Source organism: Pseudoxanthomonas sp. 3HH-4, from assembly GCF_006716465.1.
Lineage (GTDB): Bacteria > Pseudomonadota > Gammaproteobacteria > Xanthomonadales > Xanthomonadaceae > Pseudoxanthomonas_A.
Genome location: NZ_VFPB01000007.1, coordinates 13,642 through 30,541 on the forward strand (window position 1 = coordinate 13,642; position 16,900 = coordinate 30,541).

Below are 16,900 nucleotides of genomic sequence, written 5' to 3' on the forward strand. Positions count from 1 at the left end.
ATCGCCCCCTCTGTAGGAGCGACGTAAGTCGCGACCGCACGCTGTCAGCGCTCCCGTTCTTCCGGATTGCCGCTTAGCGCTCGTGCGACGCATCGTGTCTGCCGGATGGGTACGGTTGGGTTCCGGGTCTGCGGTCGCGACTTACGTCGCTCCTACAGAGGGCACTTCATTTCTTACAACCACCCGCGCTGCCGCGCGAGACGATACGCCTCGATGCGGTTGCCGACGCCCAGCTTGCCGATCGCCTCGGACAGGTAGTTGCGTACCGTGCCCTGCGAGAGGTTCAACTGCCCGGCGATCTCGCCGGCCGACTGGCCCTCGCCGGCCAGCCGCAATACCTGGCGTTCGCGGTCGTTGAGCGGATCGGCATCGGACCATGCCTCGAGCGCGAGTTGGGGATCGATGGCGCGTCCGCCGCGCTGCACCTTGCGCAGCGCTTCGGCGAGGTCCTCGGCTGGCGCATCCTTCAGCAGGTAACCCGAAACACCTGCATCCAGCGCGCGTCGCAGGAAGCCGCTGCGTGCGAACGTGGTGACGATGACCACTTTGCACGGCAGTTCCTGCCGCTGGATGCGCTGGGCCAGTTCCAGTCCGGTCAGGCCGGGCATTTCGATGTCGGTCACCAGCAAGTCGGGCTTGAGCCGTTGCAGCTCGCGCCACGCCGTCTCGCCATCGGCCGCGCTGCCGACGACTTCGATGTCGCTCTCCATGCCCAGCAGGGCGGTGAGCGCGCCGCGCACCATGGCCTGGTCTTCAGCTAGGAGTACGCGGATCATTTGAACGCCGTCGCGGTAAGGTCGGTCGCCACGCTAGCAAATAACGTGCGCCTGGAGGGAGTGGGCACTGTTCCTTGTAGGAGCGACGTGAGTCGCGACCGCACGGCTTCAGCTGGCCGGGTGCTGATCGAGATGACAGGGGCGCATGCATGCGGATGCGTCTTCATTTCGCCACGATATATCGACGTTCAAGACGTGCGGTCGCGACTCACGTCGCTCCTACAGTGCCTTCGATCGGCTTCGATGTGGCTGCATGCTCCATCCCTTCCCCCGATGGCAGCGGCAACACGATCTCCACGCAGGTCCCCTGCCGCAGCGTGGAGTCGATGCGCAGGCGCCCGCCGCGCGACTCGACGCGCTCGCGCATGCCGTTCAGGCCATTGCCTGGCACGGCGGCGCTGCCGACGCCGTTGTCGCGGATGCGCAGTTGCACGTGCCCGTCGCTGCAGGCCAGCGCGACCTCGGCGATCGTGGCGCGCGCGTGGCGCTGGATGTTGGTCACCGCCTCGCGCAGGCTCAGCGCAAGCACCGTCTCCAGATCGGTCGGCAACGCCATGTCCTGCGCTTCGTAGCGCAGGGTGACGCCGTCGGATTCGAGCAGCAGGCGGGCGGAGGCGAGTTCGGCCGCCAGCCCCGCCGCACGGATGCCGGTCACCGCCCGGCGTACCTGCGCCAGCGCGTCGCGGGCGACGCGACTGACTTCATTGATCTCGTTGCGGGCGGCCTGCGGGTCGCGGTCGACCAGCCGGCCGGCCAGGTCCGACTTCAACGCCACCAGCGACAGCGTGTGCCCGAGCAGGTCGTGCAGGTCGCGGCCGATGCGCTCGCGTTCGGCCAGCGCGGCGAGCCGGCGCACTTCTTCGTGCGACAGTTTCAGCTCGGCACGCTTGCGCACCGTCTCGGCCTGGAAGTAGTTGCCCGTGAACACCGCCACCGACACGATCGCGGTCACGGCCGGCACGAACACCGGGAATCCCAGCCAGACCGCCATGCCGCAGTAAGCGATGATCAGCAGGGCGAAGACTTCGAGCCGGATCCACATCGACCCCGGCATCAGCGCCACGAAGGCCGCGGCGTAGATGACGTAGGTGTTGGAGAACGCATTGAACGGCATCAGTCCGTAGCCCAACGCCGCGATGCCCAGCGTGCACAGCACGCGCGCCAGCGCGCTGCCGCGATAGGCCAGGAAGTACATCGGCAGGAACACGGCGATGGACGCCAGCGTCGGCCACAGGTACCAGCGCACGCCCTCGCCCCAGTCGGCGTTGGACGGCACCAGCACCGGGACGAACAAGAACACCAGGTAACCCAGCAGGAAGATGGGCATCCAACCCAGGCCCAGCGCTTCGGGCACCAGACAGTCGCGCAGGCGCGTCAGCGTGGACAGCAGGGGCGACGAAAGATGTTTCATGGACGACTCCTTGCGCCGGCGATCCGGCTCACTGCACCAGGCGGCGGCGGGCCAGCACGAAGAACACGGCGGTGATAGCGGCCAGTACGGCCACGTGCAGCCCCAGCGGATGCCCCGTGCCCGCGCCGACGGCCTGTTGCGCGATGTGCGCCAGATAATACGCCGGCCACACCGGCGCGATGGTCTGCAGCACCGACGGCAGCATCGTGAGCGGCACCCACAGGCCCGACAGGAACGCCATGGGCAGATAGATGAGATTGATCAGCGCAGGAGCACCGCGTCCGCTGACCAGCGTGCCCAACCACAGGCCGAGCGCGCTGAAGGGCAGCACGCCGACCAGGCAGGTGGTGGCCCACGCGATCCACTGCGTGGCCGACAGCTGCACGCCGGCCACGCCGGCCGCGAGCGTGGCCAGCAGCGCCAGGATGATCGCGGCGAACAGCAGCGCCATCGCCATCTTCGCGACCAGATAGGCGCCGGGCGGCATAGGCTGCGCGCGCTTGAGCGTCAGCAGGCCCTGCTCGCGATCCATCGCGACGGTCACGCCGAAACCGAACAGCGCCACGCCGATCACCCCGAACACGCCATAGCCCGCCAGCATGTACTGCGCGGCGGCCGGACCGCCCTTGCCACCGAGCAGCACACCGAACAGCAGATAGAACACGGGCGGGAACAACAGGCACGGCAATGAGAACGACGGCGTGCGCAGCAGGCGGAGGAATTCGTAGCGCGCTTCGAGCACGTATGCGCGGGCAGAGGAAAACGGAACGGGAGCGATGGTGTCCATCAAGCGGCTTCCTTCTGTGCGTCGCGGGTCAGGGCAAGGAACGCATCGGCCAGGCCGGCGCGCTGTACTTCCAGATCGGACAGGGCGGCGTCCTCGGCCAACAGGCGGCGCACGACGGGCTCGGCGGCTTCGGCGACGATCTCCAGCCGCGCCCCATCGCGCTGCGCCAGCTGCACGCCTGGCCACCCCTGCACCAGCGCCGCCGGCAGCGCGCTGGTGCAGCGGATGCGGCGCTGGGCCACGTGCGCACGGATCTGCGCGACCGTGCCCTCCGCCACCACGCGGCCGTGGTTCACCACCACCACGCGGTCTGCCAACGCTTCCGCTTCTTCCAGGTAGTGCGTCGTCAACAGCACCGCGCACCCTTGCGAACGCAGTTCGCGGATCGCCTTCCACAGCGTCTGCCGCGCATCGATGTCCAGGCCGGTGGTGGGCTCATCGAGGAACAGCAGCTCGGGCCGGCCGCAGACGGCCAGCGCGAACTGCACGCGCCGCTGCTGGCCGCCAGAGAGCTGGCCGTAGCGGCGCGCCATCAGGCCGTCGAGTCCGGCCAGCGCGACCAGGTCGGCGACGCTGCGTGGTTGCGGGTAATAGGCGCGGGTGAGGTCGATCAGCTCGCGGACCTTCAAGGTGTCGGGGACGGCGGCGGCCTGCAACATCACCCCGGCGCGACGGCGTGCTTCCAGTGCCTGCGGTGGCAGCCCGAACAGCTCGGCCGTGCCGGTATCGGCGCGCTGCAGGCCCAACAGCAGGCTGATCGCGGTGCTCTTGCCCGCCCCGTTCGGACCGAGCAGGGCCAGCACCTGCCCGGCCGGCAGCGCCAGGTCCAGGCCATCCAGCGCCAGCGTCTTGCCGTAGTGGTGGCGCACGCCGCGCAGGCGGGCCAGCGGAGCGGAGATAGAGGATGCCAGGTTCATGCGAAGGTCTCGCCGGAGGGTATGGCCATCCTGCCGGCCCGCGTGCGGCGTGATGAGTGCAGTCCCTCAGGCGAATCAGGTGACAGGTGTCACTGGGATGCGTGCGTCCGCTGGGCAACGATGCGCCCCGTGGAAGGCCGAAGACAGCCATCGCCACACGAAGTGACTTCCGGCAACTAGGCTTCCGGTACTCTTGCTGGTCACACTTTCCCGCATTCACCGTCTGGATACGCATGAATACGTCTGCCGACCTGCTGAAGGAACTCCGCATCGACCGCAAGGCGCCGCCGCCTGAGCCCACGTCGCGCCGCGGCCTGTGGATCACGCTGGGCGTGGTCGTGGTGCTGCTGGCGCTGGCCGCGGCGGGCTGGGCGTTCTTCGGGCGCGAGAAGTCGATCGAAGTACGCACCGCGCCCACCGTGGCGATGGGCAACGGTAGCGCTTCCTCGTCCGTGCTGGACGCCTCCGGCTATGTGGTCGCGCGGCGCATGGCCACGGTGTCGGCCAAGATCACCGGCAAGGTGCGCGAAGTGCTGATCGAGGAAGGCATGAAGGTGGAAGCCGGCCAGGTCATGGCCACGCTCGACCCCGTCGATGCCGACGCGAGCCGCGCGCTGTCGCAGGCGCAGGTCGAGTCGGCGCGCTCGCAGGTGGCGAACGTACAGGCGCAGCTGACCGAAGCCGAAGCCAACGCGCGCCGTTTGTCCTCGCTGGTGCAGCAACAGCTGGTCGCCCGCTCGCAGTACGACCAGGCCGTTGCCACGCGCGACGCCCTGCGTGCACAGATGCAGGCCGCGCAGCGCAACGTCACCGTGGCCAGCCGCAGCCTGGCGATTTCCGATAACGGCGTGGACAACACCATCGTCCGCGCGCCGTTCGCCGGCGTGGTGATCGCCAAGGCCGCGCAGCCCGGCGAAATCGTATCGCCGCTGGCCACCGGCGGCTTCACCCGCACCGGCATCGGCACCATCGTCGACATGGAATCGCTGGAAGTGGAAGTGGAGGTCAACGAATCCTTCATCGGTCGCGTGCAGCCGAGGATGCCCATCCAGGCAACGCTGAACGCCTATCCCGAGTGGCAGATCCCGGGCGAGGTGATCGCCATCATCCCCACCGCCGACCGCAGCAAGGCGACGGTGAAGGTGCGCGTGGCGCTGGGCGTCAAGGATCCGCGCATCGTGCCGGACATGGGCGTGCGCGTGAGCTTCCTGGAGGCCGCCACACCACAGCAGGCCGAGCAGCCCAAGGGCGTGCGCGCCCCCGGTGCCGCGGTGATCGAGCGCGAAGGCGCGCAAGTGGCCTTCGTGGTCGGCGACGACGACACCGTGCAGCAGCGCGCCCTGAAGGTGGCCGGCAAGCTGGGCGACGACGTGCACGTCACCGACGGACTGGCCCCGGGCGAGACCGTCGTGCTGGACCCGCCCGCCGAACTGAAGGACGGCGCCAAGGTCGTGCTGGCGGAAGACACCGAGTAAGTCCGCAAAGCGCTGCGTGAGGATTGCCTCACCGCCGCGAATCACCGAACACCCGGCGCCGCCCCACCGGCGCCTGTCGATCCCGGGCGACGCCATCCGTCGTCCTGACGGGTGGTCCATGTCCATTGAGGACGGGATTCGCCCTGTTTGAACCGCAGCATCGCCGTTCGCCTTCCCGTCTCCCATCAAGGATCCTGCCGATGTCTTCCCTGGTTTCCATCCGCAACCTCACCAAGACCTACCAGCGCGGCCCCGAGAAGGTGCAGGTGCTGCATGGCATCGACCTGGACATCCCGCACGGCGACTTCGTCGCGCTGATGGGTCCGTCCGGCTCGGGCAAGACCACCCTGCTGAACCTCATCGGCGGCCTGGACACGCCCAGCGACGGCGAGATCGAGATCGAGGGCCAGCGCATCGACCGCATGAACGACGGCCAGCTGGCGCACTGGCGCAGCTCGAACGTCGGCTTCGTGTTCCAGTTCTACAACCTGATGCCGACGCTGACCGCGCAGCGCAACGTCGAGCTGCCGCTACTGCTGACCAAGCTGGGCGCGGCGCAGCGCAAGCGCAATGCCGAGATCGCGCTGCAGCTGGTGGGCCTGGCCGACCGCAAGGCGCACCGCCCCAACGAACTGTCCGGCGGCCAGCAGCAGCGCGTGGCCATCGCGCGCGCCATCGTCTCCGACCCGACCTTCCTGATCTGCGACGAACCGACCGGGGACCTCGACCGGCATTCGGCCGAGGAAATCCTCAACCTGCTGCAGATGCTCAACAAGGAACACGGCAAGACCATCATCATGGTCACGCACGATCCGAAGGCAGCCGAATACGCCACCCACACCATCCACCTGGACAAGGGCGAACTGGCCGATGCTCCGGCCGGCGCGCACTGACCGGAGGCGGCCATGAAATATTTCTCGCTGATATGGTCGGCGCTGTTCCGCAGCAAGACGCGGACATTGCTGACCCTGCTCTCGGTGGTAGCGGCTTTCCTTCTGTTCGGCCTGCTGGACTCGGTGCGCGTGGCGTTCAATTCCGGCGGCAGCGTGGCCGGCGCGGACCGCCTGGTCGTGGCCTCGCGGCTGTCGATCACCCAGATGCTGCCATACAGCCTGTCGGCCCGCATCGACGCCACGCCGGGCGTGAAGAAGAGCGCCTACGCCGCCTGGTTCGGTGGCATCTACAAGGATCCCAAGAACTTCTTCCCCAACTTCTCGGTCGGTCCGGGCTACATGGAGATGTATCCGGAATACATCATCGATCCCGCGCAGCTGAAGGCCTGGGAGGCCGACCGTACCGGCGCCATCGTCGGCGAGAACCTGGCCAAGCGCTTCGGCTGGAAGGTCGGCGACACCATCCCGCTGCAGGCGACGATCTTCCCGCAGAAGGACGGCAGCAACGCGTGGCCGCTCACGCTGCGCGGCACGTTCAAGCTCGCCGACAGCAAGCGCAAGGGCGAGGAGAACCAGTTGCTGTTCCACTGGAAGTACTTCGACGAGGCCAACCAGTACGTCAACGGCCAGATCGGCTGGTACATGGTCAAGCTGGACAACGTGAACCATGCGACGCGCGTGGCCAATGCCATCGATGCGATCTCGGCCAACTCGGCGCACGAGACCAAGACCCAGACCGAGCAGGCCTTCAACCAGTCCTTCGCCAAGCAGTTCGCCGACATCGGCCTGATCGTCACCGCGATCATGGCGGCGGTGTTCTTCACCCTGCTGCTGCTGACCGGCAACACGATGGCACAGGCGGTGCGCGAGCGCGTCCCCGAACTCGCCGTGCTGAAGACGCTGGGCTTCACCAACGGCACGGTGCTGGTACTGGTGCTGGTGGAATCGGTGCTGCTGATCGTGCTGGGTGGCGTGCTGGGCATGGCGATCGCCTCGGCCATCATTCCGGTGGTCAGCGGCGCCAGCAACGGCATGATCGCGCTGCCGACCATCCCGGCGCAGACGTGGGCGGTGGGACTTGGATTGATGGTCGCGATCGGCTTGATCGTCGGCGCCTTGCCGGCGACCCGCGCGATGCGCCTGAAGATCGTCGATGCATTGGCCGGCCGCTGACAGGAGACATGACATGAAGAAACAATGGCTGGGTAATCTCATCTCCATCGTGGCGCTGGTCGTCGGACTCGGCGTGTGGATCGTGCTGCCATGGTTCGCGGTGCTGGGCATCGCGGTGGCGCTGGTGCTGTGGCTGTTCCTCACCCGCAGCGGGCGGTTGTCGCTGGAGGCCGCGAAGATCGGCATCGCCAGCCTGCCGCAGCGCTGGGGCGCGTCCTCGGTGATCGTGGTCGGCATCGCCGGCGTGGTCGGCGTACTGGTGGCGATGCTGGCGATGGGCGAAGGCTTTTCGGCCACGCTCAAGCAGACCGGTGGTGAAGACACCGCCATCGTGCTGCGGGGCGGCTCGCAGGCCGAGACCAACTCGGTCATCAGCCGCGACCAGGTGCCGCTGATCTCCACGCTGGCCGGCGTCGCCAAGGGCAAGGATGGTCGCGCGCTGTTGTCGCCGGAACTGTCGCAGATCGTCAACCTGCCGACGGCCAGCACAGGCGAGGACGCCAACGCGCAGTTCCGTGGCGTCAGCGAAGCCGCGTGGTCGATCCGCCCGCAGGTGAAGCTGACCGAAGGCCGCAAGTTCAACGTCGGCGTGCGCGAGATCGTGGTCGGCCAGGGCGCGAAGGGCCAGTATCGCGGCCTTGATGTCGGCAAGACGCTGAAGCTGGGCAACCAGGAATGGACGGTGGTCGGCGTGTTCGCCTCCGGCGACGCGCACGACTCGGAGCTGTGGACCGACATCGACACCTTGTCGTCGGCGTACGACCGCCGCGCCTACCAGTCGGTCACGGTGCGCACGGAAGGCAAAGCGGGCTTCGATCAGTTCAAGCAGGCGATGGAGAACGACCCACGCCTGAAACTGGATGTGCTGACCACGCGCGACTACTACACCAAGCAATCGACGGGCCTCAACACGCTGATCAAGGTGCTCGGTACCGTCATCGGCACCATCATGGCGATCGGCGCGGTGTTCGGCGCGCTCAACACCATGTATGCCGCTGTCGCCGGCCGCGCGCGCGAGATCGCCACGATGCGTGCGATCGGCTTCCGCGGCCTGCCGGTGGTGATGGCGGTGATGCTGGAGACGATGTTGCTGGCGCTGCTGGGCGGCCTGCTCGGCGGACTGATCGCCTGGGTCGTGTTCAACGGCTACAGCGTGGCCACGCTGGGCAGCAACTTCAGCCAGGTGGTATTCCAGTTCAAGGTCACGCCGGAGCTGCTGTGGAGCGGCCTGAAGTGGGCACTCGGCATCGGCCTGGTCGGCGGGCTGTTCCCGGCACTGCGTGCGGCACGCCTGCCGATCACTCAGGCTCTGCGAGCAATCTGATGCATGTCGAGGGGGTGCCGGCGCAGGCCGGCACCCTTGTCACACCGGCGGATCGAGCCACCCTCGCGACACAGCCACACCCACATCCTCCGGTGTGTCGATGTCGACACCCAGATCCGGTGCCTCGCAGGCGATGACGTCGGCACCCGCGGCATTCAGCACGTCACGCAAGCCGCGATCTCCCTGCACGGCCAGTGCGGCACGCAGCATCTTCGGTGCGACGACAGCAGGAACACCCACGCGGTCGCCGAGACGCGTCGCAGCGGAATTCGACGGCGCTCGACGAGATGCCTCCAGCAGTGCCTGAAGGTGTGCGGAATCCAGTGCGGGCTGGTCGCAGGTCAGGAGCAGCGTCGCATGAGCATGCGTATCGAGCGAATCCGCGGCGATGCGTACGCTTCCTGCCAGCCCCTCACTCCATCGCGCGTTGACCAGGCATTCCACAGGCAAGTCGCGCACCGCGACGGCGATGTCGTCCGCGCAGGCCCCCACGATCACCAGCACACGCGACGCGCCCGACGCCAACGCAAGCCGCGCCGCACGATGCACCAGCGTCTCGCCATCCCGCGTCAGCAGTTGTTTCGGCCGTCCCAGTCGCGTACTGCCGCCGGCCGCCAGCACGACTGCCGCATGCGACCCGTTCATGCCGGCTCGCCGTGATGCCAGGCCTGCAGTTGCGCAGCGATGCTCAGCGCGATCGCCTCCGGGCCCTGCCCGCCCAGCTTCAATCCGATCGGCGAACGCAGGCGCGGCGACAGCAGGACTTGCAGATGGGCGGGGATCACCCGAAGCAGATCCTCGCGACGCCGTACCGGGCCCAGCAGACCGATGAAGGGAATGGCGGTGTCCGCCAGTGCGGCCAGCGCTTCGCGGTCGTGTTCGAAGTGATGGTGCATCACCAGTGCGGCATCCGGCACTGGCCGCAGGCTGCGCAATGCGTCCTCGGGGCCCTGCATCAGCCATGCATCGGCGATCTCCCCGGCGGGAATCCAGCGCGCGCGCCGTTCCACCACGGTGACATGCCAGCCAAGCTGGCGCAGCCACGCCACCAGCATCCGTGTTTCGGGACCGGCACCGAAGATCACCGCACGTGGTGGTGGTGGCACCGTCACTTCGCCGGCGATGTCCCCCGTGGGGGATGCGGCGACGGGAAGTACCCACGTCCGCTCCATGTCACCAGTGCACGCGGACACGCCACCTTCGGCGTTGAGCCGCAACGACAACGCACCCGCGCCCTGCCACCACGCCTGCACCAGCTGCGACCAACCCGGTAGCCGGTCCAGCGGCAGCAGCGCCAGGCGCAGCCGCCCGCGGCACCCGACCGCCGAGCCCGCGAACAGGTCCTCGTCGTCGCGCGTGTCGATCTCCATCGCGTCGAGGTGCCCATCGGCCACCGCATGCCGCGCGCGACGCGCGATTTCCGGCTCCAGGCAACCGCCGCTCAGCCAGCCGGTCTGCGTGTCATCAGAAGCGAACACGGCCATCGCCCCCTGCCGCACATAGGTCGAGCCTTCGGTGGCGACGACGATGACCAGCGCGCTGCCGTCGCCTTCATCACTGGCGCGCGCGGAGACTTCCAGCGGATGGCGATGGACCGACATGCGCACCACGATGGCGCAAGCACCCGGCAGAAGGCAACGGTCTGCAGTCCCTCGGGAACATCGGGCAAGCATGGCGCAGGATCGTGCAAGCCGTGGCCTCCGCTTCCACTGGCACGCTACAGGGCCACGGAGTATCGTCATCCGGCCCCAAGCCGCCGCCAGGGAGACACCATGAAGTTGAACGTCAACGGTTCCGAGCGCGACATCGATGCGCCGGACGACATGCCGCTGTTGTGGGTCCTGCGCGACCTGATGGGATTGACGGGCACCAAGTTCGGTTGCGGCATCGCCCAATGCGGTGCCTGCACCGTGCACGTCGATGGTTCGCCGTTGCGCGCCTGCGTCACACCCGCCTCCGCTGTCGCCGGCAAGAAGATCACCACCATCGAAGGCCTGTCGGCCGACGGCTCGCATCCGGTGCAGAAGGCGTGGGCGGAGCTTGACGTGGTGCAGTGCGGTTACTGCCAGTCCGGGCAGATCATGTCGGCGGTCGCATTGCTGGCCGTGGTGCCCACGCCGACCGACAGCGACATCGACCACGCGCTCTCCGGCAACCTATGCCGCTGCGGTACGTACCAGCGCATCCGCGCTGCCGTGCACCGCGCCGCGGAAATCGGTAAAGCCTGATTCCACGCCGCCACGGCATGCGATGCCGTGGTTCCGATCCGATGTTCGACGGAGGTCGTGTCCGTGAACCTTGAACTGAAATCCTCGCGCCGCGGCTTCCTGCGCTCCACCACCCTGGTGGGCGGCGGGCTGGTCGTCGCCATCGCCGTTCCCGGCGCCCGTCGCTTCGCCTGGGCACAGGAAGCACAGCCCGCCGCTGCCGCCACCTTCGCGCCGAATGCGTTCCTGCGCATCGCCGCCGACGACTCGATCACCGTGCTACTCGCGCATGCCGAAATGGGCCAGGGCATCTGGACCACGCTGCCGATGCTGATCGCCGAAGAGCTGGATGCCGACTGGTCGAAGATCCGCGTCGAACATGGCCCGGCCGACAAGGCCTATACCAGTCCGGTCTTCGGCATGCAGGGCACCGGTGGCTCGACCACCACGTGGTCCGAGTTCGACCGCTACCGCCAGGCTGGTGCCGTCGCCCGCACCCTGTTGCTGCAGGCCGCCGCCGCGCGCCTCAACGTGCCGGTGACCGAGCTGCGGACCGAGAACGGCGCGGTGGTGTCCGGCAGCCAGCGCCTGCGCTACGGCGAACTCGCCGATACCGCCGGCAAGCTGCCGCCGCCCGATCCGAAGACGCTGACGCTGCGCGACCCCAAGGACTGGAAGCTGATCGGCAAGGCGACCAAGCGGCTGGACACGCCGGAGAAGATCACCGGCAAGGCCGTGTTCGGCATGGACATCCAGTTCGAAGGCCTGCTGACCGCGGTGGTGCTGCGCTCGCCGGTCTTCGGCGGCACGGTGAAGTCATTCGACGCCACCGCCGCGCGTGCCGTGCCCGGCGTGCGCGACGTGGTGCAGGTGCCAAGCGGCGTGGCCGTGGTGGCGAACCACTTCTGGGCGGCGAAGCTGGGCCGCGACGCCTTGCAGGTGGTGTGGGAAGCCGGCGAAGGCGCCAAGCTGGACAGCACCGCGTTGCGGGAGCAGTTCTCGCAACTGGCAACCGAGGAGGGACCGACCGCCGTGCGTGCCGGTGATGTCGTCGCCGAACTCAGCAAAGCCGCGAAGACGGTCGATGCCGAGTACGCCGTGCCCTACCTCGCCCATGCAGCGATGGAACCGCTGAACTGCACCGTCAAGATCGCCGACGGCGAGTGCGACATCTGGTGCGGTACGCAGTTTCCCACCCTGGACCAGAACAGCACCGCGAAGATCCTCGGGATTCCTCCGGAGAAGGTCCGCATCCATACGCCGTTCCTGGGCGGCGGTTTCGGTCGCCGCGCGACGCCCGATTCGGACGTGGTCTCGGAAGCCGTGCATGTCGCCAGGGCCGCAAAGGCGCCGGTCAAGACGGTATGGACCCGCGAGGACGATACCCGCGGCGGCTACTACCGCTCGGCCTTCGTCGAGAAGATCAAAGTCGGCCTGGGCGAAGACGGCTTGCCGACGGCATGGCACCAGGTGATGGTGGGCCAGTCGATCATGGCCGGCACCTTCATGGAAGCGATGATGGTCAAGGACGGCATCGATGCCACCTCGACCGAAGGCGTGGCCAACTCGCCGTACGTGCTGGGCACGCCCGTGCACCGCGTGGACCTGCATTCACCCAAGACCGGCATCCCCGTGTTGTGGTGGCGGTCGGTGGGGCACAGCGTCAACGGTTTCGTGATGGAGAGTTTCGTCGACGAACTGGCGCATGCCGCCGGCAAGGATCCCGTCGAGTACCGCCGCACCCTGCTGAAGGACCATCCGCGCCATCTCGCCGCGCTGAACCTAGCCGCCGAGAAGGCGGGCTGGTCGACACCTGCCACCCAGGGACGCGGGCGCGGCATCGCCGTGCACGAGTCGTTCGGCAGCTACGTCGCGCAGGTGGCCGAGGTCTCGGTCGAGGACGGCCAGATCCGTGTGCATCGCGTGGTCTGTGCGATCGACTGCGGCGTGGCGGTCAATCCGTCCGCGGTCGAGGCGCAGATGGAGTCCGGCATCGTGTTCGGACTCGGCGCCACGCTGCACTCGGCGCTGACGCTGAAAGAAGGCCAGGTGCAGGAATCGAATTACCACGACTATCGCGTGCTGCGCCTGCACGAAATGCCGAAGATCGAAGTCCACATCGTGCCAAGCACCGACAAGATGGGCGGCGTGGGCGAACCCGGCACGCCGCCGATCGCACCGGCCGTGGCCAATGCGGTGTTCGCCCTGACCGGGCAGCGCCTGCGCGAGCTGCCACTGCGGCTGCCGGTCGCATCCGCCACCACCACGCCGACTGCCTGAGGAGACCGCCATGCGCATCGCACTGATGTCCCTGACCGTACTCCTGCTCACCGCCTGCGGCCCGCGCGTCAGCGAGGAACAGAAAGCGCAGGCGCTGACCGCCTTCGCAACGGTGGAGAAAGTGTTCCAGCATCCCCGCTGCAGCAATTGCCATATCCCCGGCGACCAACCGCTGCAGTTCGATGCGCAGACGCCGCATGCGATGAATGTGGCGCGGGGTCCCGACGGCAAGGGCGCGCCCGGCCTGCCCTGTTCCACCTGCCATGCCGAACAGAACGCGCCCGCCAGCTATGGCCCGCACGCGCCACCAGGCGCGCCGCACTGGCAGCTGCCGCCTCCCGACCACAAGATGGCGTGGATCGGCCTGCCCGCCGATCAGCTGTGCGAAATGATCCAGGACAAGAAGCGCAACGGTGGCCGCGACTTCGACGCGCTGGTCAAGCACGTCGCGGAAGACAAGCTGGTGCTGTGGGGCTGGAATCCCGGCGGCGAACGCGTACCCGTACCGGTGCCGCACGACCAGTTCGTCGCTGCGTTCAAGACGTGGACGGCCGCGGGCGGACCCTGCCCCGCGCCGGCGGCAACGACGTCCGGCTGACTAACGCCGGACAGGCGTCGCCGCGAGCGCGTCGCGGCGGCGCGCACGCCATAGCCCATCGCTGGCGAAGATCAGCAGCCCGGTCCAGATGGCGGCAAACCCGATCGCGCGCTCGATCCCGAAGGCTTCCCGGAACACCAGCACGCCGATCAGGAACTGGATGCTCGGCGCGATGTACTGCAACAGGCCCACCACCGACAACGGAATGCGCCGCACGCCGTAGGCGAAACCGATCAGCGGCACCGCCGTCACCACGCCGCCGAATACCAGCAGCAGGTCGTTCTTCCAGCCATAGCCACTGACGAAACCGCCGCCGTGGCCGAACTCGCCCCACACGACGTACGCCAGCGCAGGCAGGAACAGGTACAGGCTCTCCACGCCCAGCCCGGCCACCGGATCCACCGCGACCAGCTTGCGCACCAGCCCGTACAGGGCGAACGAGAATGCCAGGCCCAGCGCGATCCACGGTGGCGAGCCCGCCTGCAGCGTCAGCCAGGCCACGCCGCCCAGGGCGAAGCCCACCGCGACCCATTGCGCAGGCGTCAGGCGCTCGCGCAGCACCAGCACGCCCAACACCACGTTGATCAGCGGATTGATGAAGTAACCCAGGCTGGTTTCCACCACGTGACCCGCGTTGACCGCCCAGATGTAGAGGCCCCAGTTGAAGGCAATCAGCAGGCTGCTGACACCCAGCCACTGCACGGCGCGTGGTTGCGCACGCACCTGCCCCCACCAGCCGCGTCCGTTCTTCAGCAGCAGCCAACCGATCACCAGGACGGCGCTCCACACGATGCGGTGCGCGATGATCTGGAACGATGGCACCGCCTTGAGCAGATGCCAGTACAGCGGCACCACGCCCCATATCAGAAACGTGCCGGCGGTAATCGCCAGCCCTTTGCGGTCGATGGGTGCCGCACTCATTTCGCTTGCCGCGCGCGCGCCAGGGTAATGACCACCACACCCGCCAGGATCACCACCATGGCGCCGATGTCATGCGAGGTGAACGTCTCGCCGGCGATGAAGGCACCCAGCGCCACCGCGATCACCGGGTTGACGTAGGCATAGCTGCCCACCAGCACCGGACGCGCGTGATGCAACAACCAGACATACGCGGTGAACGCGATGATCGAGCCGAACACCGCCAGGTACGCGACCGCCAGCGCGCCGCTGGGCGTCCAGTCCGCCGTGTGGAAACGTTCGCCGTGCAGCAGCCCGGCAACCACCAGCATCACGCCCGCGGCCAGCATCTGCGCCGCGGCCGTCATGAACGGCGACGGCAGATCGCGGCCACGCGACCACACCGAGCCGTAGGCCCACGCAATCGGCGCGATCAGCAGCAACACCAGGCCGACCGGCGAACCCGTGAGCGAGCTGCCCGCATTGAGCCACACCACGCCAGCGAAGCCGACGATGATGCCCAACCACTCGCCCTTTGTCGGATGCTGGCCACGCATTGCACCGAACAGCCCCATCCACAACGGCATCGACGCCACCGCGACGGCGGCCAGGCCGGACGACACCGTCTGTTCGGCCAGCACCACCATGCCGTTGCCCATCAGCAGCAGCAACGCGCCCATCACCAGCAGGTTCTTCCACTGAGCACGCGTGGGAGGCGCGACGCCGCGCCACAGCAGGAACAGGAACATCACCAGTCCGGCAACGACGAAACGGCTGCCCGATACCATCAGCAGCGGCGGGAAGCCGCCTTCCAGCGCGAAGCGGATACCCAGGTAGGTCGAGCCCCAGACCACATAGACGATGGCCAGGGCGGCAGCGACGGCGAACCCGCCACGCGCGGGCGCGGCGGCGGAAACGGAAGAGGTCATGGGGGAACCGTGGGGAGTGCGGTATGACGCAATTCTAGGCCAGGCGCGGACCGAAGGCGTGGCAAAAATGTCCTCATCCATTTGAAACCTTTCCGGTCCGGCTTGAATTGCGTTCAAGCCTGTTGACGAGCCGCTTGTCTCGCTTGAGGGAGTGACCTCAGTCGCGACGAGGGCAGACAGGCCCGATGTCCGGCCGCAACACGGACACTCCCACGGTTGGGCTTTTCGACCCGGTCAAGCTTTCCGACATGAGCGCCCATCGCGACTCACGCCGCTCCCACAGCGCATGCCGCTCAGCCGCGCTCGCGCGCCAGCAGTTGCTGTTTGCGCGGCAAGCCCCAGCGATAGCCGCCGAGCGAGCCATCGCCCCGGATCACGCGGTGGCAGGGAACGACCACCGCGATGCGGTTGTGTGCACATGCGTTGGCCACGGCGCGTGCCGATCGCGGCGCGCCCAGCGATTCCGCCAGTCCGGCATAACTGACTGTCTCACCCGCCGGAATCTTCATCAGTGCGTCCCACACGCGCTGCTGGAAGCCGGTACCCAGCAGGTCCACCGGCACCTCGGCATCACCACCCGCCAACCGCTCCGCCACCGCACGAAGACGCGGTGCGAGGAAGTCGTCCCGCCCCGCCTCGACACGTTCGAGCTGCGCCAGAGGAAACTCCTCGCGCAGCCGTCGCTCCAGCGCATCGTCGTCGCCACCCAGTTCCACCGCGCAGATACCGCGCTCGGTGGCGGCCACCAGCGTGCGGCCGAGCACGGTGTCGACGAGGGTCCAGCGGATCGCAACGCCACGGCCGCCGGCGCGGTAGATGGCCGGCGTCATGCCGAGTTTCGCCGCACCCTGCTCGTACAATCGCGATGGCGAACCATAGCCGGCGTCGTACAGCGCGGTGGTGACATCGCGCCCTTCGCGCAGGGCGCTCTTCAGCGTGCCCAGCTTCTTGCGGGCCAGATACTCGGCGGGACTCAGGCCGAAGCGCGCGCGGAAACGACGCTGCAGATGCGAGGCGCTGAGGCCGGTATGCGAGGCCAGATCCGACAGTGAGGGTTCACCCTCGTCGAGCAGGCGACGCGCCAGATCCAGCGGATCGGCGGCGACGGCGGTGGGAGCGGGCAGTGATCGGCGCGGCATGGTGTCCATGCGCCCAGACTACGGCGCGCGCGACGGTGGGACTATCCGGATCTTGTGCTGCGGCCACGGGAGAGTCGAGCTTGCTCGGCTCTCC

At 67.8% G+C, this 16,900-nt stretch carries 16 protein-coding genes; 7 read left to right on the forward strand and 9 right to left on the reverse strand.

The features are described from left to right. Positions 1-173: 173 nt before the first annotated feature. From FB548_RS17725 to FB548_RS17740, 4 genes are all read right to left on the reverse strand, one after another. The gene (locus tag FB548_RS17725; protein WP_142126137.1) at positions 174-776 is read right to left on the reverse strand and encodes a response regulator transcription factor; all 603 of its coding nucleotides are present in this window, start codon (positions 774-776) and stop codon (positions 174-176) included. Between the two features lie 208 nt (positions 777-984). After that, entirely contained in the window at positions 985-2,187 is a 1,203-nt protein-coding gene (locus FB548_RS17730) for a sensor histidine kinase (RefSeq protein WP_142126138.1), read from the reverse strand. Between the two features lie 28 nt (positions 2,188-2,215). Next, positions 2,216-2,974, reverse strand: coding sequence for an ABC transporter permease (locus tag FB548_RS17735; protein ID WP_142126139.1), 759 nt, complete (start codon positions 2,972-2,974; stop codon positions 2,216-2,218). Continuing rightward, a complete protein-coding gene (locus FB548_RS17740) occupies positions 2,974-3,891 on the reverse strand; it encodes an ABC transporter ATP-binding protein (RefSeq protein WP_142126140.1) in 918 nt (305 codons plus the stop codon). The genes FB548_RS17735 and FB548_RS17740 overlap by 1 nt, the downstream gene beginning before the upstream one ends. A 233-nt stretch (positions 3,892-4,124) precedes the next feature. Between FB548_RS17740 and FB548_RS17745 the strand changes: the two genes are divergently transcribed. From FB548_RS17745 to FB548_RS17760, 4 genes are all read left to right on the forward strand, one after another. After that, complete coding sequence (locus FB548_RS17745) at positions 4,125-5,366, forward strand: efflux RND transporter periplasmic adaptor subunit (protein WP_142126141.1); 1,242 nt, start codon at positions 4,125-4,127, stop codon at positions 5,364-5,366. A 200-nt stretch (positions 5,367-5,566) separates the two neighbouring features. Beyond that, positions 5,567-6,259 carry an ABC transporter ATP-binding protein gene (locus FB548_RS17750; RefSeq protein ID WP_142126142.1) on the forward strand — a complete coding sequence of 231 codons (693 nt, stop codon included), beginning with the start codon at positions 5,567-5,569 and terminating at the stop codon, positions 6,257-6,259. 12 nt (positions 6,260-6,271) lie between these two features. Further along, complete coding sequence (locus FB548_RS17755; RefSeq protein ID WP_142126143.1) at positions 6,272-7,432, forward strand: FtsX-like permease family protein; 1,161 nt, start codon at positions 6,272-6,274, stop codon at positions 7,430-7,432. Positions 7,433-7,445: 13 nt separating this feature from the next. After that, positions 7,446-8,756, forward strand: a complete 1,311-nt coding sequence (locus FB548_RS17760; RefSeq protein WP_142126144.1) for an ABC transporter permease — start codon at positions 7,446-7,448, stop codon at positions 8,754-8,756. A 39-nt stretch (positions 8,757-8,795) separates the two neighbouring features. Here the strand turns inward: FB548_RS17760 and FB548_RS17765 are convergent, their stop codons facing one another. Further along, positions 8,796-9,401, reverse strand: a complete 606-nt coding sequence (locus FB548_RS17765; RefSeq protein WP_142126145.1) for a nucleotidyltransferase family protein — start codon at positions 9,399-9,401, stop codon at positions 8,796-8,798. After that, positions 9,398-10,357, reverse strand: a complete 960-nt coding sequence (locus FB548_RS17770) for an XdhC/CoxI family protein (protein WP_142126146.1) — start codon at positions 10,355-10,357, stop codon at positions 9,398-9,400. The genes FB548_RS17765 and FB548_RS17770 overlap by 4 nt, the downstream gene beginning before the upstream one ends. Before the next feature lie 171 nt (positions 10,358-10,528). On the opposite strand from FB548_RS17770, the gene FB548_RS17775 reads away from it, so the two are divergent. The 3 genes from FB548_RS17775 to FB548_RS17785 all read left to right on the forward strand — a co-directional run bounded on the left by FB548_RS17775 (position 10,529) and on the right by FB548_RS17785 (position 13,841). Further along, positions 10,529-10,984 carry a (2Fe-2S)-binding protein gene (locus tag FB548_RS17775; protein ID WP_142126147.1) on the forward strand — a complete coding sequence of 152 codons (456 nt, stop codon included), beginning with the start codon at positions 10,529-10,531 and terminating at the stop codon, positions 10,982-10,984. Between the two features lie 63 nt (positions 10,985-11,047). Then, on the forward strand, positions 11,048-13,243 hold the full coding sequence (locus tag FB548_RS17780) for a xanthine dehydrogenase family protein molybdopterin-binding subunit (protein WP_142126148.1): 2,196 nt from the start codon (positions 11,048-11,050) through the stop codon (positions 13,241-13,243). A gap of 10 nt (positions 13,244-13,253) precedes the next feature. Further along, positions 13,254-13,841, forward strand: coding sequence for a hypothetical protein (locus FB548_RS17785; protein WP_142126149.1), 588 nt, complete (start codon positions 13,254-13,256; stop codon positions 13,839-13,841). On the opposite strand, the gene rarD is transcribed toward FB548_RS17785, so the two are convergent. From rarD to FB548_RS17800, 3 genes are all read right to left on the reverse strand, one after another. Continuing rightward, the gene (rarD, locus tag FB548_RS17790; RefSeq protein ID WP_142126150.1) at positions 13,842-14,762 is read right to left on the reverse strand and encodes an EamA family transporter RarD; all 921 of its coding nucleotides are present in this window, start codon (positions 14,760-14,762) and stop codon (positions 13,842-13,844) included. After that, the gene (gene yedA, locus FB548_RS17795; RefSeq protein ID WP_142126151.1) at positions 14,759-15,667 is read right to left on the reverse strand and encodes a drug/metabolite exporter YedA; all 909 of its coding nucleotides are present in this window, start codon (positions 15,665-15,667) and stop codon (positions 14,759-14,761) included. The genes rarD and yedA overlap by 4 nt, the downstream gene beginning before the upstream one ends. A 293-nt stretch (positions 15,668-15,960) precedes the next feature. After that, positions 15,961-16,806: a methylated-DNA--[protein]-cysteine S-methyltransferase gene (locus FB548_RS17800; protein ID WP_142126152.1), complete on the reverse strand. Its 846-nt coding sequence runs from the start codon at positions 16,804-16,806 to the stop codon at positions 15,961-15,963. Positions 16,807-16,900 lie beyond the last annotated feature (94 nt).

Coding starts and splice junctions, on each gene's coding strand:
- FB548_RS17725 (WP_142126137.1), bottom strand. CDS start 776: ATGATCCGCGTACTCCTAGCTGAAGACCAGGCCATGGTGCGCGGCGCG.
- FB548_RS17730 (WP_142126138.1), bottom strand. CDS start 2,187: ATGAAACATCTTTCGTCGCCCCTGCTGTCCACGCTGACGCGCCTGCGC.
- FB548_RS17735 (WP_142126139.1), bottom strand. CDS start 2,974: ATGGACACCATCGCTCCCGTTCCGTTTTCCTCTGCCCGCGCATACGTG.
- FB548_RS17740 (WP_142126140.1), bottom strand. CDS start 3,891: ATGAACCTGGCATCCTCTATCTCCGCTCCGCTGGCCCGCCTGCGCGGC.
- FB548_RS17745 (WP_142126141.1), top strand. CDS start 4,125: ATGAATACGTCTGCCGACCTGCTGAAGGAACTCCGCATCGACCGCAAG.
- FB548_RS17750 (WP_142126142.1), top strand. CDS start 5,567: ATGTCTTCCCTGGTTTCCATCCGCAACCTCACCAAGACCTACCAGCGC.
- FB548_RS17755 (WP_142126143.1), top strand. CDS start 6,272: ATGAAATATTTCTCGCTGATATGGTCGGCGCTGTTCCGCAGCAAGACG.
- FB548_RS17760 (WP_142126144.1), top strand. CDS start 7,446: ATGAAGAAACAATGGCTGGGTAATCTCATCTCCATCGTGGCGCTGGTC.
- FB548_RS17765 (WP_142126145.1), bottom strand. CDS start 9,401: ATGAACGGGTCGCATGCGGCAGTCGTGCTGGCGGCCGGCGGCAGTACG.
- FB548_RS17770 (WP_142126146.1), bottom strand. CDS start 10,357: ATGTCGGTCCATCGCCATCCGCTGGAAGTCTCCGCGCGCGCCAGTGAT.
- FB548_RS17775 (WP_142126147.1), top strand. CDS start 10,529: ATGAAGTTGAACGTCAACGGTTCCGAGCGCGACATCGATGCGCCGGAC.
- FB548_RS17785 (WP_142126149.1), top strand. CDS start 13,254: ATGCGCATCGCACTGATGTCCCTGACCGTACTCCTGCTCACCGCCTGC.
- rarD (WP_142126150.1), bottom strand. CDS start 14,762: ATGAGTGCGGCACCCATCGACCGCAAAGGGCTGGCGATTACCGCCGGC.
- yedA (WP_142126151.1), bottom strand. CDS start 15,667: ATGACCTCTTCCGTTTCCGCCGCCGCGCCCGCGCGTGGCGGGTTCGCC.
- FB548_RS17800 (WP_142126152.1), bottom strand. CDS start 16,806: ATGCCGCGCCGATCACTGCCCGCTCCCACCGCCGTCGCCGCCGATCCG.